Genomic DNA, 19,032 nt, shown 5'->3' with positions numbered 1-19,032 from the left:
CCGCTGCGTTCCGCTCCGGCGCTCCGCTCAGATCTCGCCGCGGAGCTTCGCCAGCGCCTCGGCCAGGATCGCCTCGCCGTCGGCGTCGGTGCGCCGCTCGCGGACGTAGGCGAGGTGGGTCTTGTACGGCTCGTTGCGCGAGGGCGCCGGCGGGTTGTGCTGGTCCTGGCCGGCCGGGAAACCGCAGCGCGGGCAGTCCCAGGTGTCCGGGATCGCCGCTTCGGCCGCGAAGCTGGGACGGGTCTCGTGCTTGTTCGCGCACCAGAAGGAGATCCGGTTGCGCGGGGCGGACTCGCCGCGCTCCGCCTCGCCCATCGGGCCGGCCCCGACCCTGCTGCCACGGATGGCATTGCCACTTGCCACGGTCTGACTCCCTGCGTACTGGTGCGCCGACCCGCCGCGGTGCGCGTCGGTGGCGAAAGTCGTCCTAGTGTAAGCAGGAGTTAAGCCTCCGCCACCACCGCCTCCGCACCCGACCGTCCCAGGATAGGCGCTCGGGCGACGGGGCGTCAGGGTTACGTCAGACCGAGGACTTCATCAGCAGGCCGAGGACGATGATGGAGGCGAACCAGCCCAGGCCGACCACGATGGTGATGCGGTCCAGGTTGCGCTCGGCCACCGCCGAACCGCCGCCGGTGGACATCGAGCCACCGCCGAACATGTCGGACAGGCCGCCGCCCTTCCCCTTGTGCAGCAGCACCAGAAGGATCATCAGCAGACTGAAGATGATCAGGGCAATCGAGAACCCGAGAACCACGACGGGACCAACTCTCTCGTATCTTCGGCGAAGGGGCCGGGCCGCGTACGGCGGTCCGGCCCCAAAGCCTACGTTGCTGCGGCGGCGTTAGCCTACTGCCTGCTCACGGTAGCGCACGATCTTGACGAACTCGTCGGCGTCCAGCGAGGCACCGCCGACCAGGCCGCCGTCGATGTCGGGCTTGGCCATCAGGCCGGCCGCGCTCGACGACTTCACCGAACCGCCGTACAGCACCCGGACCTTGCCGGCCAGCTCGGCGTCGTACAGCTCGGCGATCCGCCCGCGGATGGCGGCGCAGACCTCCTGCGCGTCCTCCGGGGTGGCCACCTCGCCGGTGCCGATCGCCCAGACCGGCTCGTAGGCGACCACGATCGACTCGGCCTGGTGGGCCGGGACGTCGGCCAGGCCGCCGTCCAGCTGGGCCAGGGTGTACTCGACGTGGGTGCCGGCCTTGCGGATCTCCAGCGGCTCGCCGACGCACAGGATCGGGGTGACCCCGGCGCGGTAGGCGGCCTTCACCTTGGCGTTGACGATCTCCTCGTTCTCGCCGTGGTACTGGCGGCGCTCGGAGTGGCCGATCACCGCGTAGGTGCACTGGAGCTTGGCCAGCATCGGGCCGGAGACCTCGCCGGTGTAGGCCCCGCCGTCGTGCTGCGAGATGTCCTGCGAGCCGTACTTGATCTTCAGCTTGTCGCCGAAGACCAGGGTCTGCACCGAGCGCAGGTCGGTGAACGGCACCAGGACGGCGACCTCGACGGCCGCGTAGTCCTTGTCGGCCAGCGCGAAGGCCAGCTTCTGGGTGTGCTGGATGGCCTCAAGGTGGTTGAGGTTCATCTTCCAGTTGCCCGCCATCAGCGGGAGACGGTCGGTCATGTGCTGTCAGTCCTCCAGAGCGGCGAGACCGGGGAGGGTCTTGCCCTCCAGGTACTCGAGGCTGGCGCCGCCGCCGGTCGAAATGTGCCCGAACTTCGTCTCGTCGAAGCCCAGGATGCGGACGGCCGCGGCGGAGTCGCCGCCGCCGACCACGGTGAACGCGTCGCTGTCGAGCAGGGCCTGCGCGACGGCCTTGGTGCCGTTCGCGTAGTCCGGGTGCTCGAAGACGCCCATCGGGCCGTTCCAGAACACGGTGCCCGCGTCGGCCAGCTTGGCCGCGTACAGCTCGCGGGTCCCGGGGCCGATGTCCAGGCCCTCCTGGTCGGCCGGGATGGCGTCCGCGGCGACGGTCGAGGGGTTCGCCGGGGCCTTGGTCTTGAGGTCCGGGAACTCGGCGGAGACCAGGACGTCGACCGGCAGCACGAACTCGACGCCGCGCGCCTCGGCCCGGGCCAGGTACTCCAGGACGGTCGGGATCTGGTCCGCCTGGAGCAGCGAGATGCCGACCTCGTGGCCCTTGGCCTTGAGGAAGGTGTACGCCATGCCGCCGCCGATCAGGATCCGGTCGGCCTTCTCCAGCAGGTTGTCGATCACGCCGAGCTTGTCGGAGACCTTGGCGCCGCCGAGCACCACCACGTACGGGCGGGCCACGTCCTCGGTGAGCTTCTTCAGCACGCCGACCTCGGTGGCGATCAGGTCGCCCGCGGCGTGCGGCAGCAGGGCCGGCAGGTCGAAGACCGAGGCGTGCTTGCGGTGCACGGCGCCGAAGCCGTCGCCCACGTACAGGTCGGCCAGCGCGGCCAGCTGCTCGGCGAAGGCCTTGCGCTCGGCGTCGTCCTTGCTGGTCTCGCCCGCGTTGAAGCGCAGGTTCTCCAGCAGCGCGACCTCGCCGTCCGCCAGCGCGGCGACGGTGGCCGCGGCGCTGTCACCGACGGTGTCGGTGGCGAAGGCGACGCCCTTGCCGAGGATCTCGCCGAGGCGCTCGGCCGCCGGGGCGAGCGAGAACTGCGGGTCCGGCGCGCCCTTGGGACGGCCGAGGTGCGAGGCGACGACCACCTTCGCGCCGGCCGCGGCCAGCTTGGCGATGGTCGGCGCGACGGCGCGGATGCGGCCGTCGTCGGTGATCGTGCGGCCGTCCAGCGGCACGTTCAGGTCGGCGCGCACGAAGACGCGCTTGCCTTCGACACCGGCTTCGATGAGCTCTTCGATGGTCTTCACGGGGATTCGGATTCTCCTGGGGAGATGGTTGATGCGCAGTGAGGCGGCACGGCGCAGGGGCCGCCTGAGAAGTCCTTGAGCGCGGAACGAGGGCCCGGTCGGCACCGTACGCCGACCAGGCCCTCGCCCCTACATCACGTCAGCTCCCGCGAGGTCAGAGCTGCCCGCCGACGAGGCCGACCAGGTCGACCACGCGGTTCGAGTAGCCCCACTCGTTGTCGTACCAGCCGAGCACCTTGACCTGGTTGCCCTGGACCATGGTCAGCTGCGAGTCGAAGATGCAGGAGTGCGGGTCGTTCACGATGTCCGAGGAGACGATCGGGTCCTCGGTGTAGGCCAGGATGCCCTTGAGCGGGCCCTCCTGGGCGGCCTTCTGGAAGGCCGCGTTGACCTCGTCCTTGGTGACCTCGCGCTCGAGGGTCACGACCAGGTCGGTGATGGAGCCGGTCGGGACCGGGACGCGCAGCGAGGTGCCGTCCAGCTTGCCCTTCAGCTCCGGCAGGACCAGGGCGGTCGCCTTGGCGGCACCGGTCGAGGTCGGGATGATGTTCTGCGAGGCCGCACGAGCACGGCGCAGGTCCTTGTGCGGGAAGTCCAGGGTCACCTGGTCGTTGGTGAACGCGTGGACGGTGGTCATCAGACCCTTGACGATGCCGAAGCTCTCGTTCAGGACCTTCGCCATCGGCGCCACGCAGTTGGTGGTGCACGAGGCGTTGGAGATGACGTGGTGGTTGGCGGCGTCGTACTTCTCGTCGTTGACACCCAGGACGATGGTGACGTCCTCGTCGGTGGCGGGCGCCGAGATGATGACCTTCTTCGCGCCGGCGGCGAGGTGCTTCTTCGCGGCCTCGGCCTTGGTGAAGATGCCGGTGGACTCGACGACGATGTCGGCGCCCAGGGCGGCCCACGGGAGGTTCGCGGGGTCACGCTCGGCGGTCACCTTGAAGGTGTGGCCGTCGACGGTGATGCTGTCCTCGGTGTGCGAGACCTCGGCCTGGAGGGTGCCCAGGGTGGTGTCGTACTTGAGCAGGTGAGCCAGGGTCTTCGTGTCGGTGAGGTCGTTGACACCGACGATCTCGATGTCCGCGCCCTGAGCCTTGACCGCGCGGAAGAAGTTGCGGCCGATGCGGCCGAAGCCGTTGATGCCTACCCGGATCGTCACGAACCGATCTCCTCGTTAGGTACGCCGGGCGCGAGGCCCGGCGGGGGTGAGATTTGGGAAGTCCCCGACCGCCTACGACCCTACCCCTCCGGGGCCTGGGACGGCACATCGCGCCGCCTGGTGAGACCGGGCGTGGCGTGCCCCAAACCCCATTTCAGGCCGTCCGGCCCTGGCCCGCCGGGCAGTTGGTCCCAGCTCAGTGGTCTCTACCAATTCGGGAGTGTCGCGGCTGTCCGGAAACGACCGCGGCCGGCGCCCGGGGGTCCGGGCACCGGCCTTCGTGATCACGGGGTGTGACCGTGGGCGTCAGTTCATCGCCATCTCGTCGGTGAGGCTCGCCTCGGTGCTGGGCAGGCCCAGCTCGGAGGCCCGCTTGTCGGCCATCGCCAGCAGGCGGCGGATCCGGCCGGCCACCGCGTCCTTGGTCAGCGGCGGGTCGGCGAGCGCGCCCAGCTCCTCCAACGAGGCCTGCTTGTGCTGCATCCGCAGCTGGCCGGCCGCGGCCAGGTGCTCGGGCACCTCGTCGCCGAGGATCTCCAGCGCGCGGGCCACCCGGGCGCCGGCCGCCACCGCGGCGCGGGCCGAGCGGCGCAGGTTGGCGTCGTCGAAGTTGGCCAGCCGGTTGGCGGTGGCGCGCACCTCGCGCCGCATCCGGCGCTCCTCCCAGGCGAGCACCGACTCGTGCGCGCCGAGCCGGGTCAGCAGGGCGCCGATCGCGTCGCCGTCGCGGATCACCACCCGGTCCACGCCGCGCACCTCGCGGGCCTTGGCCGGGATGCCGAGCCGACGGGCGGCGCCGACCAGGGCGAGGGCGGCCTCGGAGCCGGGGCAGGTGATCTCCAGCGAGGAGGAGCGGCCCGGCTCGGTGAGCGAGCCGTGCGCCAGGAAGGCCCCGCGCCAGGCCGCCTCGGCGTCGCAGGTGGCCCCGGAGACGACTGCCGGGGGCAGGCCCCGGATCGGGCGTCCGCGGCCGTCCACGAGCCCGGTCTGGCGCGCGAGCAGCTCGCCGTCCTTGACGACCCGGACCACGAAGCGGCTGCCGCGGCGCAGCCCGCCGGGGGCCATCACCACCAGGTCGGAGGAGTGCCCGAAGATCTCCAGCAGGTCCTTGCGCAGCCGCCGTGCCGCCGCTCCGGTGTCGAGCTCCGCCTCGATCACGATGCGGCCGCTCACGATGTGCAGCCCGCCCGCGAACCGCAGGATCGCCGACACCTCCGCCTTGCGACAGCAGGCCCGGGTGACCGGGAGCCGGCTGATCTCGTCCTTCACCGCTGGAGTCATCGCCATGGCCCGATCCTTCCATGTGTCCGGAAAATCCGGTCGTACGCTGCCGCCAACAGCTCGGGGTCGTGTCGCGGCGTCCCGTCGGTGCGGGCCACCGAGCCGAGCACCAGAGCCGCGCCCATCCGTTCGGCGGCCTTCGCCAGGCCGTCCAGGTCGGCCTGGCCGAAGGCCCCGCCGGTGACGGCGCGCTCGTCCACCAGGATCGCATCCACCGCGAGGTTCGGAGCGTGGTCGGCGATGACCTCCAGGTGGCGCTGCGGGGTGAAGCCCTCGGTCTCCCCGGGCTGGGGGGCCAGGTTCAGGGTGAGCAGGCGGCGGGCGCGGGTCTCGGTGAGCGCCGCGGCCAGCTCGGGCACCAGCAGGTGCGGCAGCACGCTGGTGAACCAGGAGCCGGGGCCGAGCACCACCCAGTCCGCCTCCCGGACGGCGGTGACCGCCTCCGGGACGGCGGGCGGCTCGTCCGGCAGCAGCCGGATCGACTGCACGGTGCCCGGGGTGACCGCGACGTCGGCCTGGCCGCGGACGGCCGTGACCTCGCCGGGGCGCGCCGGGTCGTGGCCGCGGACGGTCGCCTCGATGTCCAGCGGCACCGCCGACATCGGCAGCACCCGGCCCTGCACGTTGAGCAGCCGGCCGACCCAGTCCAGCGCGGCGACCGGGTCGCCCAGCTTCTCCCAGAGCGCGACGATCAGCAGGTTGCCGACGGCGTGGCCGCCGAGCTCGCCGTTGCCGGTGAAGCGCTGCTGGATCACCTCGGACCAGGTGCGGCCCCAGTCGTCGTCCCCGCACAGCGCGGCCAGCGCCTTGCGCAGGTCGCCCGGGGGCAGCACGCCCAGCTCCTCGCGCAGCCGGCCGCTGGAGCCGCCGTCGTCGGCGACGGTGACCACGGCGGTGAGGTCGCTGGTGAGCCGGCGAAGTGCGGACAGCGAGGCCGACAGGCCCTGCCCGCCGCCGAGCGCGGTGATCCTCGGGGCCGGGTTGGCGCGGGCGGGACTGCTGCGCGGACGGCCCGGCGCCGTGGGCCGGGCCGGGCTGCCCGCCCGGTCACCGGTCCTGCTCTGCGGCTGCCGCCCGGGCACGTATCCCGCCACACTCACCTCGCGTTCCTCGGCCCGCCGACCACTCCGCCGGCGGGCCCGGCAGGGCGGCGGCGGTTACTCCCGTCCCATGTCACGGTGGACGAGCACCGTCTCGACTCCGTCGGCGATGAGACGCTTGGTCAGACGCTCGGACATGGCGACGCTTCGGTGCTTGCCACCGGTGCAGCCTACGGCAAGCGTCATGTAGCGCTTCCCCTCGCGGCGGTATCCCTCGGTGATGATGCGCAGCAGCTGGGCGTAGCCGTCCAGGAACTCGTTGGCTCCGGGCTGCTGGAAGACGTAGCCGGCGACGTCCGCGTCGGTGCCGGTACGGGCCCGCAGTTCGGGCACCCAGTGCGGGTTGGGCAGGAAGCGGCAGTCCACCACGAGGTCGGCGTCGACCGGCAGGCCGTACTTGAAGCCGAAGGACATCACGGTGGCGCGCAGCTCGGGCTCGTCGTGGTCGGCGAACTGGGCGTCCAGCTTGGCGCGCAGCTGGTGCACGTTGAGGTTGGAGGTGTCGATCACCAGGTCGGCCTCGCCGCGCAGGTCGCGCAGCAGGTCGCGCTCCAGGGCGATGCCGTCCACGATCCGGCCGTCGGCCTGCAGCGGGTGCGGGCGGCGGACGCTCTCGAAGCGGCGCACCAGCGCCTCGTCGGAGGAGTCCAGGAAGACGACCCGCAGCCGGACGCCGCGCTTCTCCAGCTCGTCCAGCGAGGTGAGCAGGTCGTCGAAGAACTGCCGGCCGCGGACGTCCACGACCACGCCGATCCGGGCGACGTTGCCCTGGGAACGGGCGCCCAGGTCGACCATGGTCGGGATCAGGGCCGGCGGCAGGTTGTCCACCACGAACCAGCCGAGGTCCTCCAGGCACTTGGCGGCGGTGGAGCGGCCGGCTCCGGACATACCGGAGATGATCACCAGCTCCGGCGCGTTCTCGGCCACGTCTGACACGGTCACTTCGGTTCCCCGCTCTCGGTCTTTCTGCTGGGGAGTACGCGTACGGCTCGGCCGCCCTTCCCCGGCCCGGGCAGGCGGGCGGGGCCGGGGCACACCGGCTGACGGGCGGCGTCGGCCGTCATGGCGTCTCCTGGGATGGTGCGGTCTGGGGTGCTGCGGCCACCGGCCCGGCGGCCTGCTCGGCCCCGTCCTCGATGATCTCGCCGGTCGCGGTGTTGACCGCGGGTGCGGCGGGTGTACGGGACGACAACGCCTCCGCAACAGTCTGCGCGGTGCGGCGTCCGATGCCGGGTACCTCGCAGAGCTCGTCCACGGTGGCGGCCCGGAGCTTCTTCAGCGAACCGAAGTGCTTGAGCAGCGCCCGGCGGCGAGTCTCGCCGAGGCCCGGGACGGAGTCCAGTTCCCCGGCGGTGAGTCGCTTGGAACGCTTGTTGCGCTGATAGCTGATCGCGAAGCGGTGCGCCTCGTCGCGGACCCGCTGGAGCAGGTAGAGGCCCTCGCTGGAGCGGGGCAGCACCACCGGGTCGTCCTCGCCGGGCAGCCAGACCTCCTCCAGGCGCTTGGCCAGGCCGCACAGCGCGACGTCGTCGATGCCGAGTTCGTCCAGGGCGCGCCTGGCGGCGGCGACCTGCGGCTGGCCGCCGTCGACGACCAGCAGCTGGGGCGGGTAGGCGAAGCGCTTGGGGCGGCCCTCCTCGTCCCGGGTGCCGGCGGCGGCGGTGTCGGGGTCGTCCTCCTCGGGGACGGCCCACTCGCCGGTCTGCTCGCGCTCCTGGAGGTAGCGGCGGAAGCGTCGGCTGATCACCTCGTGCATCGAGCGGACGTCGTCCTGGCCCTCGAAGCCCCTGATCTGGAAGCGCCGGTACTCGCTCTTGCGGGCCAGGCCGTCCTCGAAGACGACCATCGAGGCGACCACGTCCTCGCCCTGGAGGTGGGAGATGTCGTAGCACTCGATGCGCAGCGGGACGGAGTCCAGCTCCAGCGCGTCGGCGATCTCCTGGAGGGCGCGGCTGCGGGTGGTGAGGTCGGAGGCGCGCTTGGTCTTGTGCAGTGCCAGCGCCTGCTGGGCGTTGCGCTGCACGGTGGCCATCAGGTCCTTCTTGTCCCCGCGCTGGGGCACGCGCAGGTCGACCTGGCTGCCGCGCAGGCCGCCGAGCCACTCGCGGACCGGCTCCGCCGGCTCCGGCAGGGCGGGGACGAGCACCTCGCGCGGGACGGACTCGCCGCCGCCGTAGAGCTGCTGGAGGGCGTGCTCGACCAGGCCCGCGGTGTCGACGTCCTCGACCTTGTCGGTGACCCAGCCGCGCTGGCCGCGCACCCGGCCGCCGCGGACGTGGAAGATCTGCACGGCGGCCTCGAGTTCGTCCTCGGCCAGGGCCAGCAGGTCGGCGTCGGTGGCGTCGGCCAGCACGATGGCGTTCTTCTCCATCGCGCGCTTGAGGGCGCCGATGTCGTCCCGCAGCCGGGCCGCCTTCTCGTACTCCAGCTCGGCGGCGGCCTCCTGCATCTGGTCTTCCAGCCGGCGCAGGTAGTTGCCGGTGCGCCCGGCCATGAAGTCGCAGAAGTCCTCGGCCAGCGCGCGGTGTTCGTCCGCCGAGACCTTGCCGACGCAGGGCGCGGCGCACTTGCCGATGTAGCCGAGCAGGCAGGGCCGGCCGACCTGGCGGGCGCGCTTGAAGACGCCGTTGGAGCAGGTGCGGACGGGGAAGACGCGCAGCAGCAGGTCGACCGTCTCGCGGATCGCCCAGGCGTGCCCGTACGGGCCGAAGTAGCGCACGCCCTTCTTGTGCGCCCCGCGCATCACCTGGACCCGCGGGTACTCCTCGTTCAGGGTGACGGCGAGCTCCGGATAGCTCTTGTCGTCGCGGTACTTGACGTTGAACCGCGGGTCGTACTCCTTGATCCAGGAGTACTCCAGCTGGAGCGCCTCGACCTCGGTGGCGACCACCGTCCACTCCACCGAGGCGGCGGTGGTGACCATGGTCGCGGTGCGCGGGTGCAGGCCGGCCAGGTCCTGGAAGTAGGACGACAGGCGCGGCCGCAGGCTCTTGGCCTTGCCGACGTAGATGACCCGGCCGTGGGCGTCGCGGAACTTGTAGACGCCGGGGGAGGTCGGGATCGCACCGGGCGCCGGGCGGTAGGTGCTCGGGTCAGCCATGGGTCCACCGTACCGAGTGGGGCCGGGGCCGCGGGGCGGAGATCGTCAGGGGGGACCGTGGCGGTCGGGAGGCGCTCAACTCGGTCAGCTCGGGGTCACCTTGAGGTTGCCGGCCTCGACCGTGACGGTGTAGGCGGGCAGCGGGGAGGAGGCCGGTCCGTCCTGCACCGCGCCGTCGGTGACGGCGAACCGGCTCCCGTGGCAGGGGCACTGGATCTGGTTGTTCTTGACCTGGTCCACGAGGCAGCCGGCGTGGGTGCACCGGGCGTTGAACGCCTTGTACTGGCCGGCGGTGGGCTGGGTCACCACGATCTTCTGCTCGCGGAAGACCTTGCCGCCGCCCTCCGGCACGGCCGAGGCCGGGCCGAGGTCGACCGGGCCCTTGGGGGCGCTGCCACCGGAGGACGAGGAGCTGCACCCGGTGACCGCCACGGTGCCGCCGGCCGCCAGGACGGCCGCGGCCCCGCAGAGCACGGTGCGGCGGGAGGCGGTGGGGCTGGTCTCGGGGGCCTCGGACATCGGTGCGCTCCTACGGGTACGGCTGTTGCGGGGACCACGGAAGTCTATGTCGCGCCCACCCCGCCGCTCCCGGGAGTCCCCGGGTGCGGCGGGGTGGGCGGACGGGGCTACTTCTTCGCGGCGGCCGCGCGCTTGCGCGGCGCCTTCTTCGCCGGGGCGGCGGCCGGGGCGTCCGCGAAACCGGCCGGCAGGATGTCCCGCAGGAACTTGCCGGTGTGGCTCTCCGGGACGGCGGCGATCTGCTCCGGGGTGCCCTCGGCGACCACCGTGCCGCCGCCGGAGCCGCCCTCGGGGCCCATGTCGACGATCCAGTCGGCGGTCTTGATCACATCGAGGTTGTGCTCGATGACGATCACCGTGTTGCCCTTCTCCACCAGCCCGCTGAGCACCTTGATCAGCTTGCTGATGTCCTCGAAGTGCAGGCCGGTGGTGGGCTCGTCCAGCACGTAGACCGTCCGCCCGGTGGAGCGCTTCTGGAGCTCCGAGGCGAGCTTGACGCGCTGCGCCTCGCCGCCGGAGAGCGTCGGCGCCGACTGGCCGAGCCGGACGTAGCCGAGGCCGACGTCGTTGAGCGTGCGCAGGTGCCGGGCGATCGCCGGGACGGCCTCGAAGAAGCCCAGCGCCTCCTCGATCGGCATGTCCAGCACCTCGGCGATGGACTTGCCCTTGTAGTGGACCTCCAGCGTCTCCCGGTTGTACCGGGCGCCGTGGCAGACCTCGCACGGCACGTAGACGTCCGGCAGGAAGTTCATCTCGATCTTGATGGTGCCGTCGCCCGAGCAGTTCTCGCAGCGGCCGCCCTTGACGTTGAAGGAGAACCGGCCGGGCAGGTAGCCGCGGACCTTGGCCTCCTGCGTCTCCGCGAAGAGCCGGCGGACGTGGTCGAACACCCCGGTGTAGGTGGCCGGGTTGGAGCGCGGGGTGCGGCCGATCGGCGACTGGTCGACGTGCACCACCTTGTCCACCTGGTCGGTGCCGGTGATCCGGGTGTGCCGGCCGGGCACGCTGCGGGCGCCGTTCAGCTCCCGGGCGAGGTGGGTGTACAGGATGTCGTTGACCAGCGTCGACTTGCCGGAGCCGGAGACGCCGGTGATCGCGGTGAAGGTGCCGAGCGGGAAGCCGACCGTGACGTCCTTGAGGTTGTGCTCGCGGGCGCCGTGGACCGTCAGCTGGCGCTTCTTGTCCCGCTCGCGGCGGGTGGCCGGGATCGGGATGGACCGCTTGCCGGAGAGGTACTGGCCGGTCAGCGACTCCTTGTTGGTGAGCAGCTGCTTCAGCGAACCGGAGTGCACCACCTTGCCGCCGTGCTCGCCGGCGCCCGGGCCGATGTCGACCACCCAGTCCGCCGTCTTGATGGTGTCCTCGTCGTGCTCGACGACGATCAGGGTGTTGCCGATGTCGCGCAGCCGCACCAGCGTCTCGATCAGCCGGTGGTTGTCCCGCTGGTGCAGGCCGATGGACGGCTCGTCCAGCACGTACAGCACGCCGACCAGGCCGGAGCCGATCTGGGTGGCCAGCCGGATGCGCTGGGCCTCGCCGCCGGACAGGGTGCCGGCCGCGCGGTCGAGCGAGAGGTAGTCCAGGCCGACGTCGACCAGGAAGCGCAGCCGCTCGTTGACCTCCTTGAGGACCCGCTCGGCGATCTGCTTGTCCCGGGCGTTGAGCCGCATCGCGCCGAGGAACTCGGAGCAGTCGCTGATCGACATCGAGGAGACGTCGGCGATCGACCTGCCCTCGACGGTGACCGCGAGGACGACCGGCTTGAGCCGGGTGCCCTGGCACGTCGGGCAGGGCACCTCGCGCATGTAGCCCTCGAAGCGCTCGCGGCTGCTGTCGCTCTCCGCCTCGGTGTGCCGGCGCTGGATGAACGGGATCGCGCCCTCGAAGCCGGTGCTGTACGAGCGCTCGCGGCCGAAGCGGTTGCGGTAGCGGACCTCCACCTGGTGCTTGTGCCCGTACAGCAGCGCCTTCTTCGCGCGGGCGGGCAGCCCGGCCCAGGGGATGTCGGTGCGGAAGCCGAGCTCCCCGGCCAGCGCGTCGATCAGGCGCTGGAAGTACTCCTTGGCGTGCCCGGCCGACCACGGGTGGATCGCGCCCTCGTCCAGCGAGCGCTCGACGTCGGGCACGACCAGCTCCGGGTCGACCTCCATCCGGTTGCCCAGGCCCGAGCAGTCCGGGCAGGCGCCGAACGGCGAGTTGAAGGAGAACGAGCGCGGCTCCAGCTCCTCGAACGACACGTCGTCGTACGGGCAGTAGAGGTGCTCGGAGTACATCCGCTCGCGCTCCGGGTCGTCCTCGGGGAGGTCGACGAAGTCGAGCACGACCATGCCGCCGGACAGCCGCAGGGCCGTCTCCACCGAGTCGGTGAGCCGCCGCTTGGCGCTGTCCTTCACGGTCAGGCGGTCGATGACCACCTCGATGGTGTGCTTCTCCTGCTTCTTGAGCTTCGGCGGCTCGGCGAGCTGGATCGTCCCGCCGTCGACCCGGGCGCGGGAGTAGCCCTTGGACTGGAGGTCGGCGAAGAGGTCGACGAACTCGCCCTTGCGCTCGCGCACCACCGGGCTGAGCACCTGGAACCGGGTGCCCTCGGCGAGCTCCAGCACCTTGTCCACGATCGCCTGCGGCGACTGCTTGGCGATCGGGCGGCCGCAGTGCGGACAGTGCGGCTTGCCGATCCGGGCGAACAGCAGGCGCAGGTAGTCGTAGACCTCGGTGATGGTGCCGACGGTCGAACGGGGGTTGCGGTTGGTGGACTTCTGGTCGATCGAGACGGCCGGGGAGAGGCCCTCGATGAAGTCCACGTCGGGCTTGTCCATCTGCCCGAGGAACTGACGGGCGTAGGAGGACAGCGACTCGACGTAGCGGCGCTGGCCCTCGGCGAAGATCGTGTCGAAGGCGAGCGAGGACTTGCCGGAGCCGGAGAGGCCCGTGAAGACGATGAGGGAGTCGCGGGGCAGGTCGAGCGAGACGTTCTTGAGGTTGTGCTCGCGAGCACCGCGGACGATGAGGCGGTCGGCCACTGCTTCTGGCGCCTTTCTCCGGGGCGAGAGGGCTTGCGTTGGGATGTGCTGCTTCTTCCAGGATGCGGCAGCCAGCCTATAGCTCAGACGTTCGAATATCGACCTTGTCCAGCCGGGACCACCCGAACGAGTGAGGCCACCCCCCGGGCCGTCCGTACCCGCACGGTGCGCGTACCCGAAAACCCCCTGCTCAGGGCCCGGATTCGGCGATAGCGTCACCTGGTCAACGAGCGAAGCCCGCTCCGGGCAACGCCCCGTTCCGCACGGAAGGCAGATTCGATGACCGACCCGAGGTCCGCCGCCGACTCCTGGCTCGGCCAGGTCGAGGAGAGCACCGGGCGCCTGCTGCGCACCGTCGCCGAGCTGAAGCCCGACGCCGTCGCCGAGCCCTCCGCCCTCCCCGGCTGGACGAAGGGCCACGTGCTGGCCCACCTCGCCCGCAACGCCGACTCCCTGGTCAACCTGCTGACCGGCGCCCGCACCGGCACCGACGTCCCGCAGTACGCCAGCCACGAGGCCCGCGACCAGGACATCGAGCGCGACGCGCCCCGCCCGCTCGACGCCCACCTCGCCGACCTGCGCGCATCCCACGAGCGCTTCCTGGCCGCCGCCGCGCAGCTGACCGACGACGCCTGGGCGGCGTCCGTCAAGCACCGCTTCGGCTACGTCTTCCCGGCCCACCAGATCCCGCACAAGCGCCTGCTGGAGCTGGAGTACCACCACGTCGACCTGGCCGCCGGCCACACCCCGGCGGACTGGCCGGAGGACTTCGCCGTCGCCCAGTTCCGCAAGCTCGCCGCCGGCCTGGCCGGGGAGGCCGGCCTGCCCGCCGTCGAGCTGGTCGCCGACGACACCGACGACCGCGCCGTCATCGGCACCGGCGAGCCCGCCCTCACCGTCCGGGGCCCCGTCCGCGCCCTCACCGCCTGGCTCTCCGGCCGCTCCGCCGGCGACGCCCTGCACCGCACCCCCGACACCGCCCTGCCCCCGCTTCCCCCCATGGGCTGACGGCGCGAGGATGATGCCAGGGAGATCCACACGACGAGGAGCAGACGGATGACGTACCACGGAGCGGTCAAGGTCGGCGGACCGCCGGACGTGCGGGAACTGGCCCACCTGATCATCACCAAGGTGGCCGTCGGCCCGTACGACAACAACGCCTACCTGCTGCGCTGCCGGGCCACCGACGAACAGCTCCTGATCGACGCGGCCGCCGACGCGCCGGTGCTGCTGGAGACCGTCGGGGACGACCTCGAAACGGTGGTCACCACCCACCGCCACCACGACCACTGGGGCGCGCTGGCCGAGGTGGTCGCCACCACCGGTGCCCGGACGGCCGCCGGCGAGCACGACGCCGAGGGCATCGACGTCCCCACCGAGCTGCTGCTCGCGGACGGCGACACGCTCCGGGTCGGCGAGGTGGAGCTCACCGTCCGGCACCTGGTCGGCCACACCCCGGGCGCCATCGTGCTCGTCTACGACGACCCGCAGGGCCACCAGCACGTCTTCACCGGCGACTGCCTCTTCCCGGGCGGCGTCGGCAACACCTGGGGCGACCCGGAGGCCTTCCGGACCCTCTACCGGGACGTCACCGAGAAGATCTTCGACGCCCTCCCCGACGAGGCCTGGGTCTACCCCGGCCACGGCTCCGACACCACCGTCGGCGCCGAGCGCCCGCACCTCGACGAGTGGCGCGAGCGCGGCTGGTAGCCCCTCCCCCGCCGCACGGCCGAGGCCCCCGTGACCGTCTCCGGTCGCGGGGGCCTCGGCGGTGCCCGGCGCCGTGCGGCGCACGAACGTGAGGCGTCAGGCCTCAGGCGTCAGGCGTCGAGCTTCTCGTGCTCGGCGGACTCGGCCTTCTTCGCGGCCCGCAGGCTGGTGAAGGTGGTGACCGCCAGGACGACCACGATGAAGCCCAGCGAGAACGGGATGCCGATCTCCGGGGCCCAGGTCGCGCCCGCCTCGTGCGCGGCGTGCAGCACCAGCTTCACGCCGATGAAGCCGAGGATCACCGACAGGCCGTACGACAGGTGGACCAGCTTCTTCAGCAGGCCGCCGATCAGGAAGTACAGCTGGCGCAGCCCCATCAGGGCGAAGGCGTTGGCGGTGAAGACGATGTACGGGTCCTGGGTCAGGCCGAAGATCGCCGGGATCGAGTCCAGCGCGAACAGCACGTCGGTGGTGCCGATCGCCAGCATGACGACCAGCATCGGGGTGATCAGCCGGCGGCCGTTCTCCCGGACGAACAGCTTGGTGCCGCGGTAGTCCTCGGTGGCCGGGAAGCGGCGGGTGATCGACTTGAGGACGCGGTTCTCCTCGAACTCCTCGTCGCCCTCGTCCTCGGCGCGGGCCTCCTTGATCAGCTTCCAGGCCGTCCAGATCAGGAAGGCGCCGAAGATGAAGAACACCCAGGAGAACTCGGCGACCAGCGCGGCGCCGCCGGCGATGAACACCGCCCGGAGCACCAGCGCGATGATCACACCGAACATCAGCACGCGCTGCTGGTAGATCCTGGGCACCGCGAACTTGCCCATGATCAGGATGAACACGAAGAGGTTGTCGACACTGAGCGACTTCTCGGTGATGTAGCCGGCGAAGAACTCGCCCGCCGGCTCCCCACCGGAGTGCCACCAGAGGAAGCCGCCGAAGAGCACCGCCAGGGCGACCCAGACGGCCGTCCAGATCCCGGCCTCCTTGATCGAGACCTCGTGCGGCTTGCGCCCTCCGATGAAGAAGTCCGCCACGACCAGTGCGATCAGCACCAGGATCGTGGAAACCCACATGGTTACGGAAACGTCCACTACTGCTCCTCCGGCAGGTAGGCGAGACAGTCATCGTCACTGCCGGAGGTCTCTTCCGCCCGTCGGGCCAGCGCCCCGGGGTGCCACGACGGGCACCCGTGATGACGGGGTCGGCTGTCGAGGAATACTCCCCTCCGCTGCCAACGAGAGTAACAGCAATCCCAAGGGAAGGTAAAGAAGGTAAAGAACCGTGCGGAGCGGGCTACTGGACCGAGTTACAGGAACGGCTCGATCGCCGGCAGCAGGTCCTGGAAGGTGCGCCCCTTCGCCGGCGCGCCGATCGCCTGCATCTCCCAGCCGCCGTCGCCGTCCCGGACCACCTTGGCCATGATCTGCCCGGTGTGCGGCCCGCCGCCCGCCAGCTCGTAGCGGGCCAGCTCCAGCCCGGTGGCCTCGTCCACCAGCCGGCAGTGCGCCCTCTGCACCTCGGCGAAGGTCTGCCCGGTGTACGAGCTCACCGTGAACACCACCTGGGTGATGTTCACGGGCACGTGCACCAGGTCGACCAGGATCGCCTCGTCGTCCTCGGCCCCGGAGCCGCCCTCCAGGTTGTCGCCGGTGTGCCGCACGGAGCCGTCGTTGCTCTCCAGGTGCGAGAAGAACACCACGTCGGACGGGGTCCGCTCGGCGTACAGCAGCGCCGAGGCGTCCAGGTCGATCTTCCGGGTGCGGCTGCCGAACAGCCCGCGCTTGGGGGCGGCCTGCCAGCCGAGGCCCATCCGGACCACGGTCAGGGCGCCGCCCTGCCCCTTCTGGAGGCTGACCCGCTGCCCCTTGGCCAGGTTCACCGACACGACGTTGTCCTCTCTGCCGGCCGCGCGGTCACAGCCGAGCGGCTCCACGGTGGAACACCCCGTCGCCGTCCCCCGGCTGAGGCCCCCTCTGCGTACGGCCCGCAAACCCCGTCCCGAGGGCACGATGCCGCAGGCCAGCCTAGGGCCTGCGGCACCCCGGGCTCCCCCGGGTCTGCCCGTTTGTGGCAAGGCTGAGACACCCGCGGACTTGACCGGTGTCATTCCGGCCAGGCCCGGCGCGGTACGGGTGCGCCCCGCGGGTGCGCCCCCCGCGGGTGCGGCTACGCCACTCCGGCCTCGCGCATCTGCCGCAGTTCCCGCTTCAGCTCCTTGACCTCGTCGCGCAGCCGGGCCGCGACCTCGAACTGGAGGTCGGCGGCGGCCGTGTGCATCCGGTCGGTCATCTCCTGGATCAGGTCCGCCAGTTCGGCGGCCGGCAGGGACTTGGCCGGCTTGCGCTCCGCCCCCAGCGCCGGGACCGGGGCCTTGCCCTTGCCCTGGTTCCGGTAGCCGGTGGAGAGCAGCTCGTCGGTGTCCACGTCCTCGCGGGCGAGGGTGTCCAGGATGTCGCCGATCTTCTTGCGCAGCGGCTGCGGGTCGATCCCGTGCTCCTTGTTGTAGGCCTGCTGCACGGCCCGGCGGCGGTTGGTCTCGTCGATGGCCTTCTCCATCGCGGGGGTGATCTTGTCCGCGTACATGTGGACCTGGCCGGAGACGTTGCGGGCCGCGCGGCCGATCGTCTGGATCAGCGAGGTGCCGGAGCGCAGGAAGCCCTCCTTGTCCGCGTCCAGGATCGCCACCAGCGACACCTCGGGCAGGTCCAGGCCCTCGCGCAGCAGGTTGATGCCGACCAGCACGTCGTACCGGCCCGCCCGCAGCTCGCGCAGCAGCTCCACCCGGCGCAGGGTGTCCACGTCGCTGTGCAGGTACCGGACCCGGATGTCCAGGCCGAGCATGTAGTCGGTGAGGTCCTCGGCCATCTTCTTGGTCAGCGTGGTGACCAGGACGCGCTCGTCCCGCTCGACCCGCTTGCGGACCTCGTGCACCAGGTCGTCGATCTGGCCCTCGGTCGGCTTGACGATCACCTCGGGGTCGATCAGGCCGGTCGGGCGGATGATCTGCTCGACCTGGCCGTCCCCGCGCGACAGCTCGTACGGGCCGGGCGTCGCCGACAGGTAGACCGTCTGGTCCGTCCGCTCCAGGAACTCCTCCCACTTCAGCGGGCGGTTGTCCATCGCGGAGGGCAGCCGGAAGCCGTGCTCGACCAGGGTGCGCTTGCGCGAGGCGTCGCCCTCGTACATCGCGCCGATCTGCGGGACGGTGACGTGCGACTCGTCGATGACCAGGAGGAAGTCCTCCGGGAAGTAGTCGAGCAGGGTGTTCGGCGGGGAGCCGGGCTCGCGGCCGTCGAAGTGCATCGAGTAGTTCTCGACGCCGGAGCAGGTGCCGATCTGGCGCAGCATCTCGATGTCGTAGGTGGTGCGCATCCGCAGCCGCTGGGCCTCCAGCAGCTTGCCCTGCTTCTCCAGCTTCGCGAGCGTCAGCGCCAGCTCCGCCTCGATGCCGTTGACCGCGCGCTCCATCCGCTCGGGGCCGGCCACGTAGTGCGAGGCGGGGAAGACGTGGACCGAGTCGTCCTGGCTGATGATCTCGCCGGTGAGCGGGTGCAGGGTGTACAGCGCCTCGATCTCGTCGCCGAACATCTCGATCCGGACGGCGAGCTCCTCGTAGACCGGGAAGATCTCGATGGTGTCGCCGCGGACCCGGAAGGTGCCGCGGGTGAAGGCCACGTCGTTGCGGGCGTACTGGATGTCGACGAAGCGGCGCAGCAGCTCGTCCCGGTCGATCTCCTCGCCGACCTTGAGCCGCACCATCCGGTCCACGTACTCCTGCGGGGTGCCGAGGCCGTAGATGCAGGAGACCGAGGCCACCACCACCACGTCCCGGCGGGTGAGCAGCGAGTTGGTCGCCGAGTGGCGCAGCCGCTCGACCTCCTCGTTGATCGAGGAGTCCTTCTCGATGTAGGTGTCCGTCTGCGGGACGTACGCCTCGGGCTGGTAGTAGTCGTAGTACGAGACGAAGTACTCGACCGCGTTGTTCGGCAGCAGCTCGCGGAACTCGTTCGCCAGCTGCGCGGCCAGCGTCTTGTTCGGCGCCATCACCAGGGTGGGCCGCTGCAGCTTCTCGATCATCCAGGCCGTGGTGGCCGACTTGCCGGTGCCGGTGGCACCGAGCAGCACGACGTCCTTCTCCCCTCCCCTGATCCGCCGTTCCAGCTCGGCGATCGCCGCCGGCTGGTCACCGTTCGGCTGGAAGGGGCTGACGACCTCGAAAGGCGCCACGGACCGCTCAATACTCGTGATGGGACGCACCACTCAACGGTACGACCCACCACCGACAAGCGAGG

Annotated in this window: 16 protein-coding genes; 2 read left to right on the top strand and 14 right to left on the bottom strand. The window is 71.1% G+C overall.

Annotated features, from left to right (window positions below; all coding sequences use genetic code 11):
• Window positions 1–27: 27 nt before the first annotated feature.
• The 11 genes from ACLWS4_RS13365 to uvrA all read right to left on the bottom strand — a co-directional run bounded on the left by ACLWS4_RS13365 (window position 28) and on the right by uvrA (window position 13,030).
• Entirely contained in the window at window positions 28–315 is a 288-nt protein-coding gene (locus ACLWS4_RS13365; protein WP_030238413.1) for an RNA polymerase-binding protein RbpA, read from the bottom strand.
• A gap of 205 nt (window positions 316–520) precedes the next feature.
• A complete protein-coding gene (gene secG / locus ACLWS4_RS13360; RefSeq protein ID WP_049649615.1) occupies window positions 521–757 on the bottom strand; it encodes a preprotein translocase subunit SecG in 237 nt (78 codons plus the stop codon).
• An 87-nt stretch (window positions 758–844) separates the two neighbouring features.
• Complete coding sequence (gene tpiA / locus ACLWS4_RS13355; RefSeq protein WP_049649614.1) at window positions 845–1,630, bottom strand: triose-phosphate isomerase; 786 nt, start codon at window positions 1,628–1,630, stop codon at window positions 845–847.
• Between the two features lie 6 nt (window positions 1,631–1,636).
• A complete protein-coding gene (locus ACLWS4_RS13350) occupies window positions 1,637–2,848 on the bottom strand; it encodes a phosphoglycerate kinase (RefSeq protein ID WP_049649613.1) in 1,212 nt (403 codons plus the stop codon).
• Window positions 2,849–3,002: 154 nt separating this feature from the next.
• On the bottom strand, window positions 3,003–4,010 hold the full coding sequence (gene gap, locus ACLWS4_RS13345) for a type I glyceraldehyde-3-phosphate dehydrogenase (RefSeq protein WP_049649612.1): 1,008 nt from the start codon (window positions 4,008–4,010) through the stop codon (window positions 3,003–3,005).
• Window positions 4,011–4,316: 306 nt separating this feature from the next.
• Entirely contained in the window at window positions 4,317–5,297 is a 981-nt protein-coding gene (whiA, locus tag ACLWS4_RS13340; RefSeq protein WP_049649611.1) for a DNA-binding protein WhiA, read from the bottom strand.
• Window positions 5,288–6,385 (bottom strand): gluconeogenesis factor YvcK family protein, encoded by a 1,098-nt coding sequence (locus ACLWS4_RS13335; protein WP_079271949.1) that lies wholly within the window; start codon window positions 6,383–6,385, stop codon window positions 5,288–5,290. Before ACLWS4_RS13335 ends, whiA begins: the two co-directional genes overlap by 10 nt.
• Window positions 6,386–6,448: 63 nt before the next feature.
• Window positions 6,449–7,333, bottom strand: coding sequence for an RNase adapter RapZ (gene rapZ / locus ACLWS4_RS13330; RefSeq protein ID WP_234348205.1), 885 nt, complete (start codon window positions 7,331–7,333; stop codon window positions 6,449–6,451).
• A 118-nt stretch (window positions 7,334–7,451) separates the two neighbouring features.
• Window positions 7,452–9,491 (bottom strand): excinuclease ABC subunit UvrC, encoded by a 2,040-nt coding sequence (gene uvrC / locus ACLWS4_RS13325; protein WP_416874216.1) that lies wholly within the window; start codon window positions 9,489–9,491, stop codon window positions 7,452–7,454.
• Window positions 9,492–9,575: 84 nt separating this feature from the next.
• On the bottom strand, window positions 9,576–10,010 hold the full coding sequence (locus ACLWS4_RS13320) for a Rieske (2Fe-2S) protein (protein ID WP_049649608.1): 435 nt from the start codon (window positions 10,008–10,010) through the stop codon (window positions 9,576–9,578).
• 107 nt (window positions 10,011–10,117) lie between these two features.
• Entirely contained in the window at window positions 10,118–13,030 is a 2,913-nt protein-coding gene (gene uvrA, locus ACLWS4_RS13315; protein WP_049649607.1) for an excinuclease ABC subunit UvrA, read from the bottom strand.
• Window positions 13,031–13,309: 279 nt separating this feature from the next.
• Between uvrA and ACLWS4_RS13310 the strand changes: the two genes are divergently transcribed.
• Window positions 13,310–14,038: a maleylpyruvate isomerase family mycothiol-dependent enzyme gene (locus ACLWS4_RS13310; protein ID WP_416874215.1), complete on the top strand. Its 729-nt coding sequence runs from the start codon at window positions 13,310–13,312 to the stop codon at window positions 14,036–14,038.
• A gap of 48 nt (window positions 14,039–14,086) precedes the next feature.
• The gene (locus tag ACLWS4_RS13305) at window positions 14,087–14,740 is read left to right on the top strand and encodes an MBL fold metallo-hydrolase (RefSeq protein WP_049649605.1); all 654 of its coding nucleotides are present in this window, start codon (window positions 14,087–14,089) and stop codon (window positions 14,738–14,740) included.
• 110 nt (window positions 14,741–14,850) lie between these two features.
• On the opposite strand, the gene ACLWS4_RS13300 is transcribed toward ACLWS4_RS13305, so the two are convergent.
• From ACLWS4_RS13300 to uvrB, 3 genes are all read right to left on the bottom strand, one after another.
• Window positions 14,851–15,831, bottom strand: a complete 981-nt coding sequence (locus ACLWS4_RS13300; protein WP_049649604.1) for a TerC family protein — start codon at window positions 15,829–15,831, stop codon at window positions 14,851–14,853.
• A gap of 215 nt (window positions 15,832–16,046) precedes the next feature.
• On the bottom strand, window positions 16,047–16,625 hold the full coding sequence (locus ACLWS4_RS13295) for a TerD family protein (RefSeq protein ID WP_049649603.1): 579 nt from the start codon (window positions 16,623–16,625) through the stop codon (window positions 16,047–16,049).
• A gap of 281 nt (window positions 16,626–16,906) precedes the next feature.
• Window positions 16,907–18,997 carry an excinuclease ABC subunit UvrB gene (uvrB, locus tag ACLWS4_RS13290; RefSeq protein WP_049649602.1) on the bottom strand — a complete coding sequence of 697 codons (2,091 nt, stop codon included), beginning with the start codon at window positions 18,995–18,997 and terminating at the stop codon, window positions 16,907–16,909.
• Window positions 18,998–19,032: the final 35 nt, after the last annotated feature.

Origin of the sequence: Kitasatospora sp. SC0581, assembly GCF_048159585.1 — a bacterium.
Classification (GTDB): Bacteria; Actinomycetota; Actinomycetes; order Streptomycetales; family Streptomycetaceae; genus Kitasatospora.
This window is presented reverse-complemented; position numbering and strand designations above follow the sequence as displayed.

Coding starts and splice junctions, on each gene's coding strand:
- ACLWS4_RS13365 (WP_030238413.1), bottom strand. CDS start 315: ATGGGCGAGGCGGAGCGCGGCGAGTCCGCCCCGCGCAACCGGATCTCC.
- tpiA (WP_049649614.1), bottom strand. CDS start 1,630: ATGACCGACCGTCTCCCGCTGATGGCGGGCAACTGGAAGATGAACCTC.
- whiA (WP_049649611.1), bottom strand. CDS start 5,297: ATGGCGATGACTCCAGCGGTGAAGGACGAGATCAGCCGGCTCCCGGTC.
- uvrC (WP_416874216.1), bottom strand. CDS start 9,491: ATGGCTGACCCGAGCACCTACCGCCCGGCGCCCGGTGCGATCCCGACC.
- ACLWS4_RS13320 (WP_049649608.1), bottom strand. CDS start 10,010: ATGTCCGAGGCCCCCGAGACCAGCCCCACCGCCTCCCGCCGCACCGTG.
- ACLWS4_RS13310 (WP_416874215.1), top strand. CDS start 13,310: ATGACCGACCCGAGGTCCGCCGCCGACTCCTGGCTCGGCCAGGTCGAG.
- ACLWS4_RS13305 (WP_049649605.1), top strand. CDS start 14,087: ATGACGTACCACGGAGCGGTCAAGGTCGGCGGACCGCCGGACGTGCGG.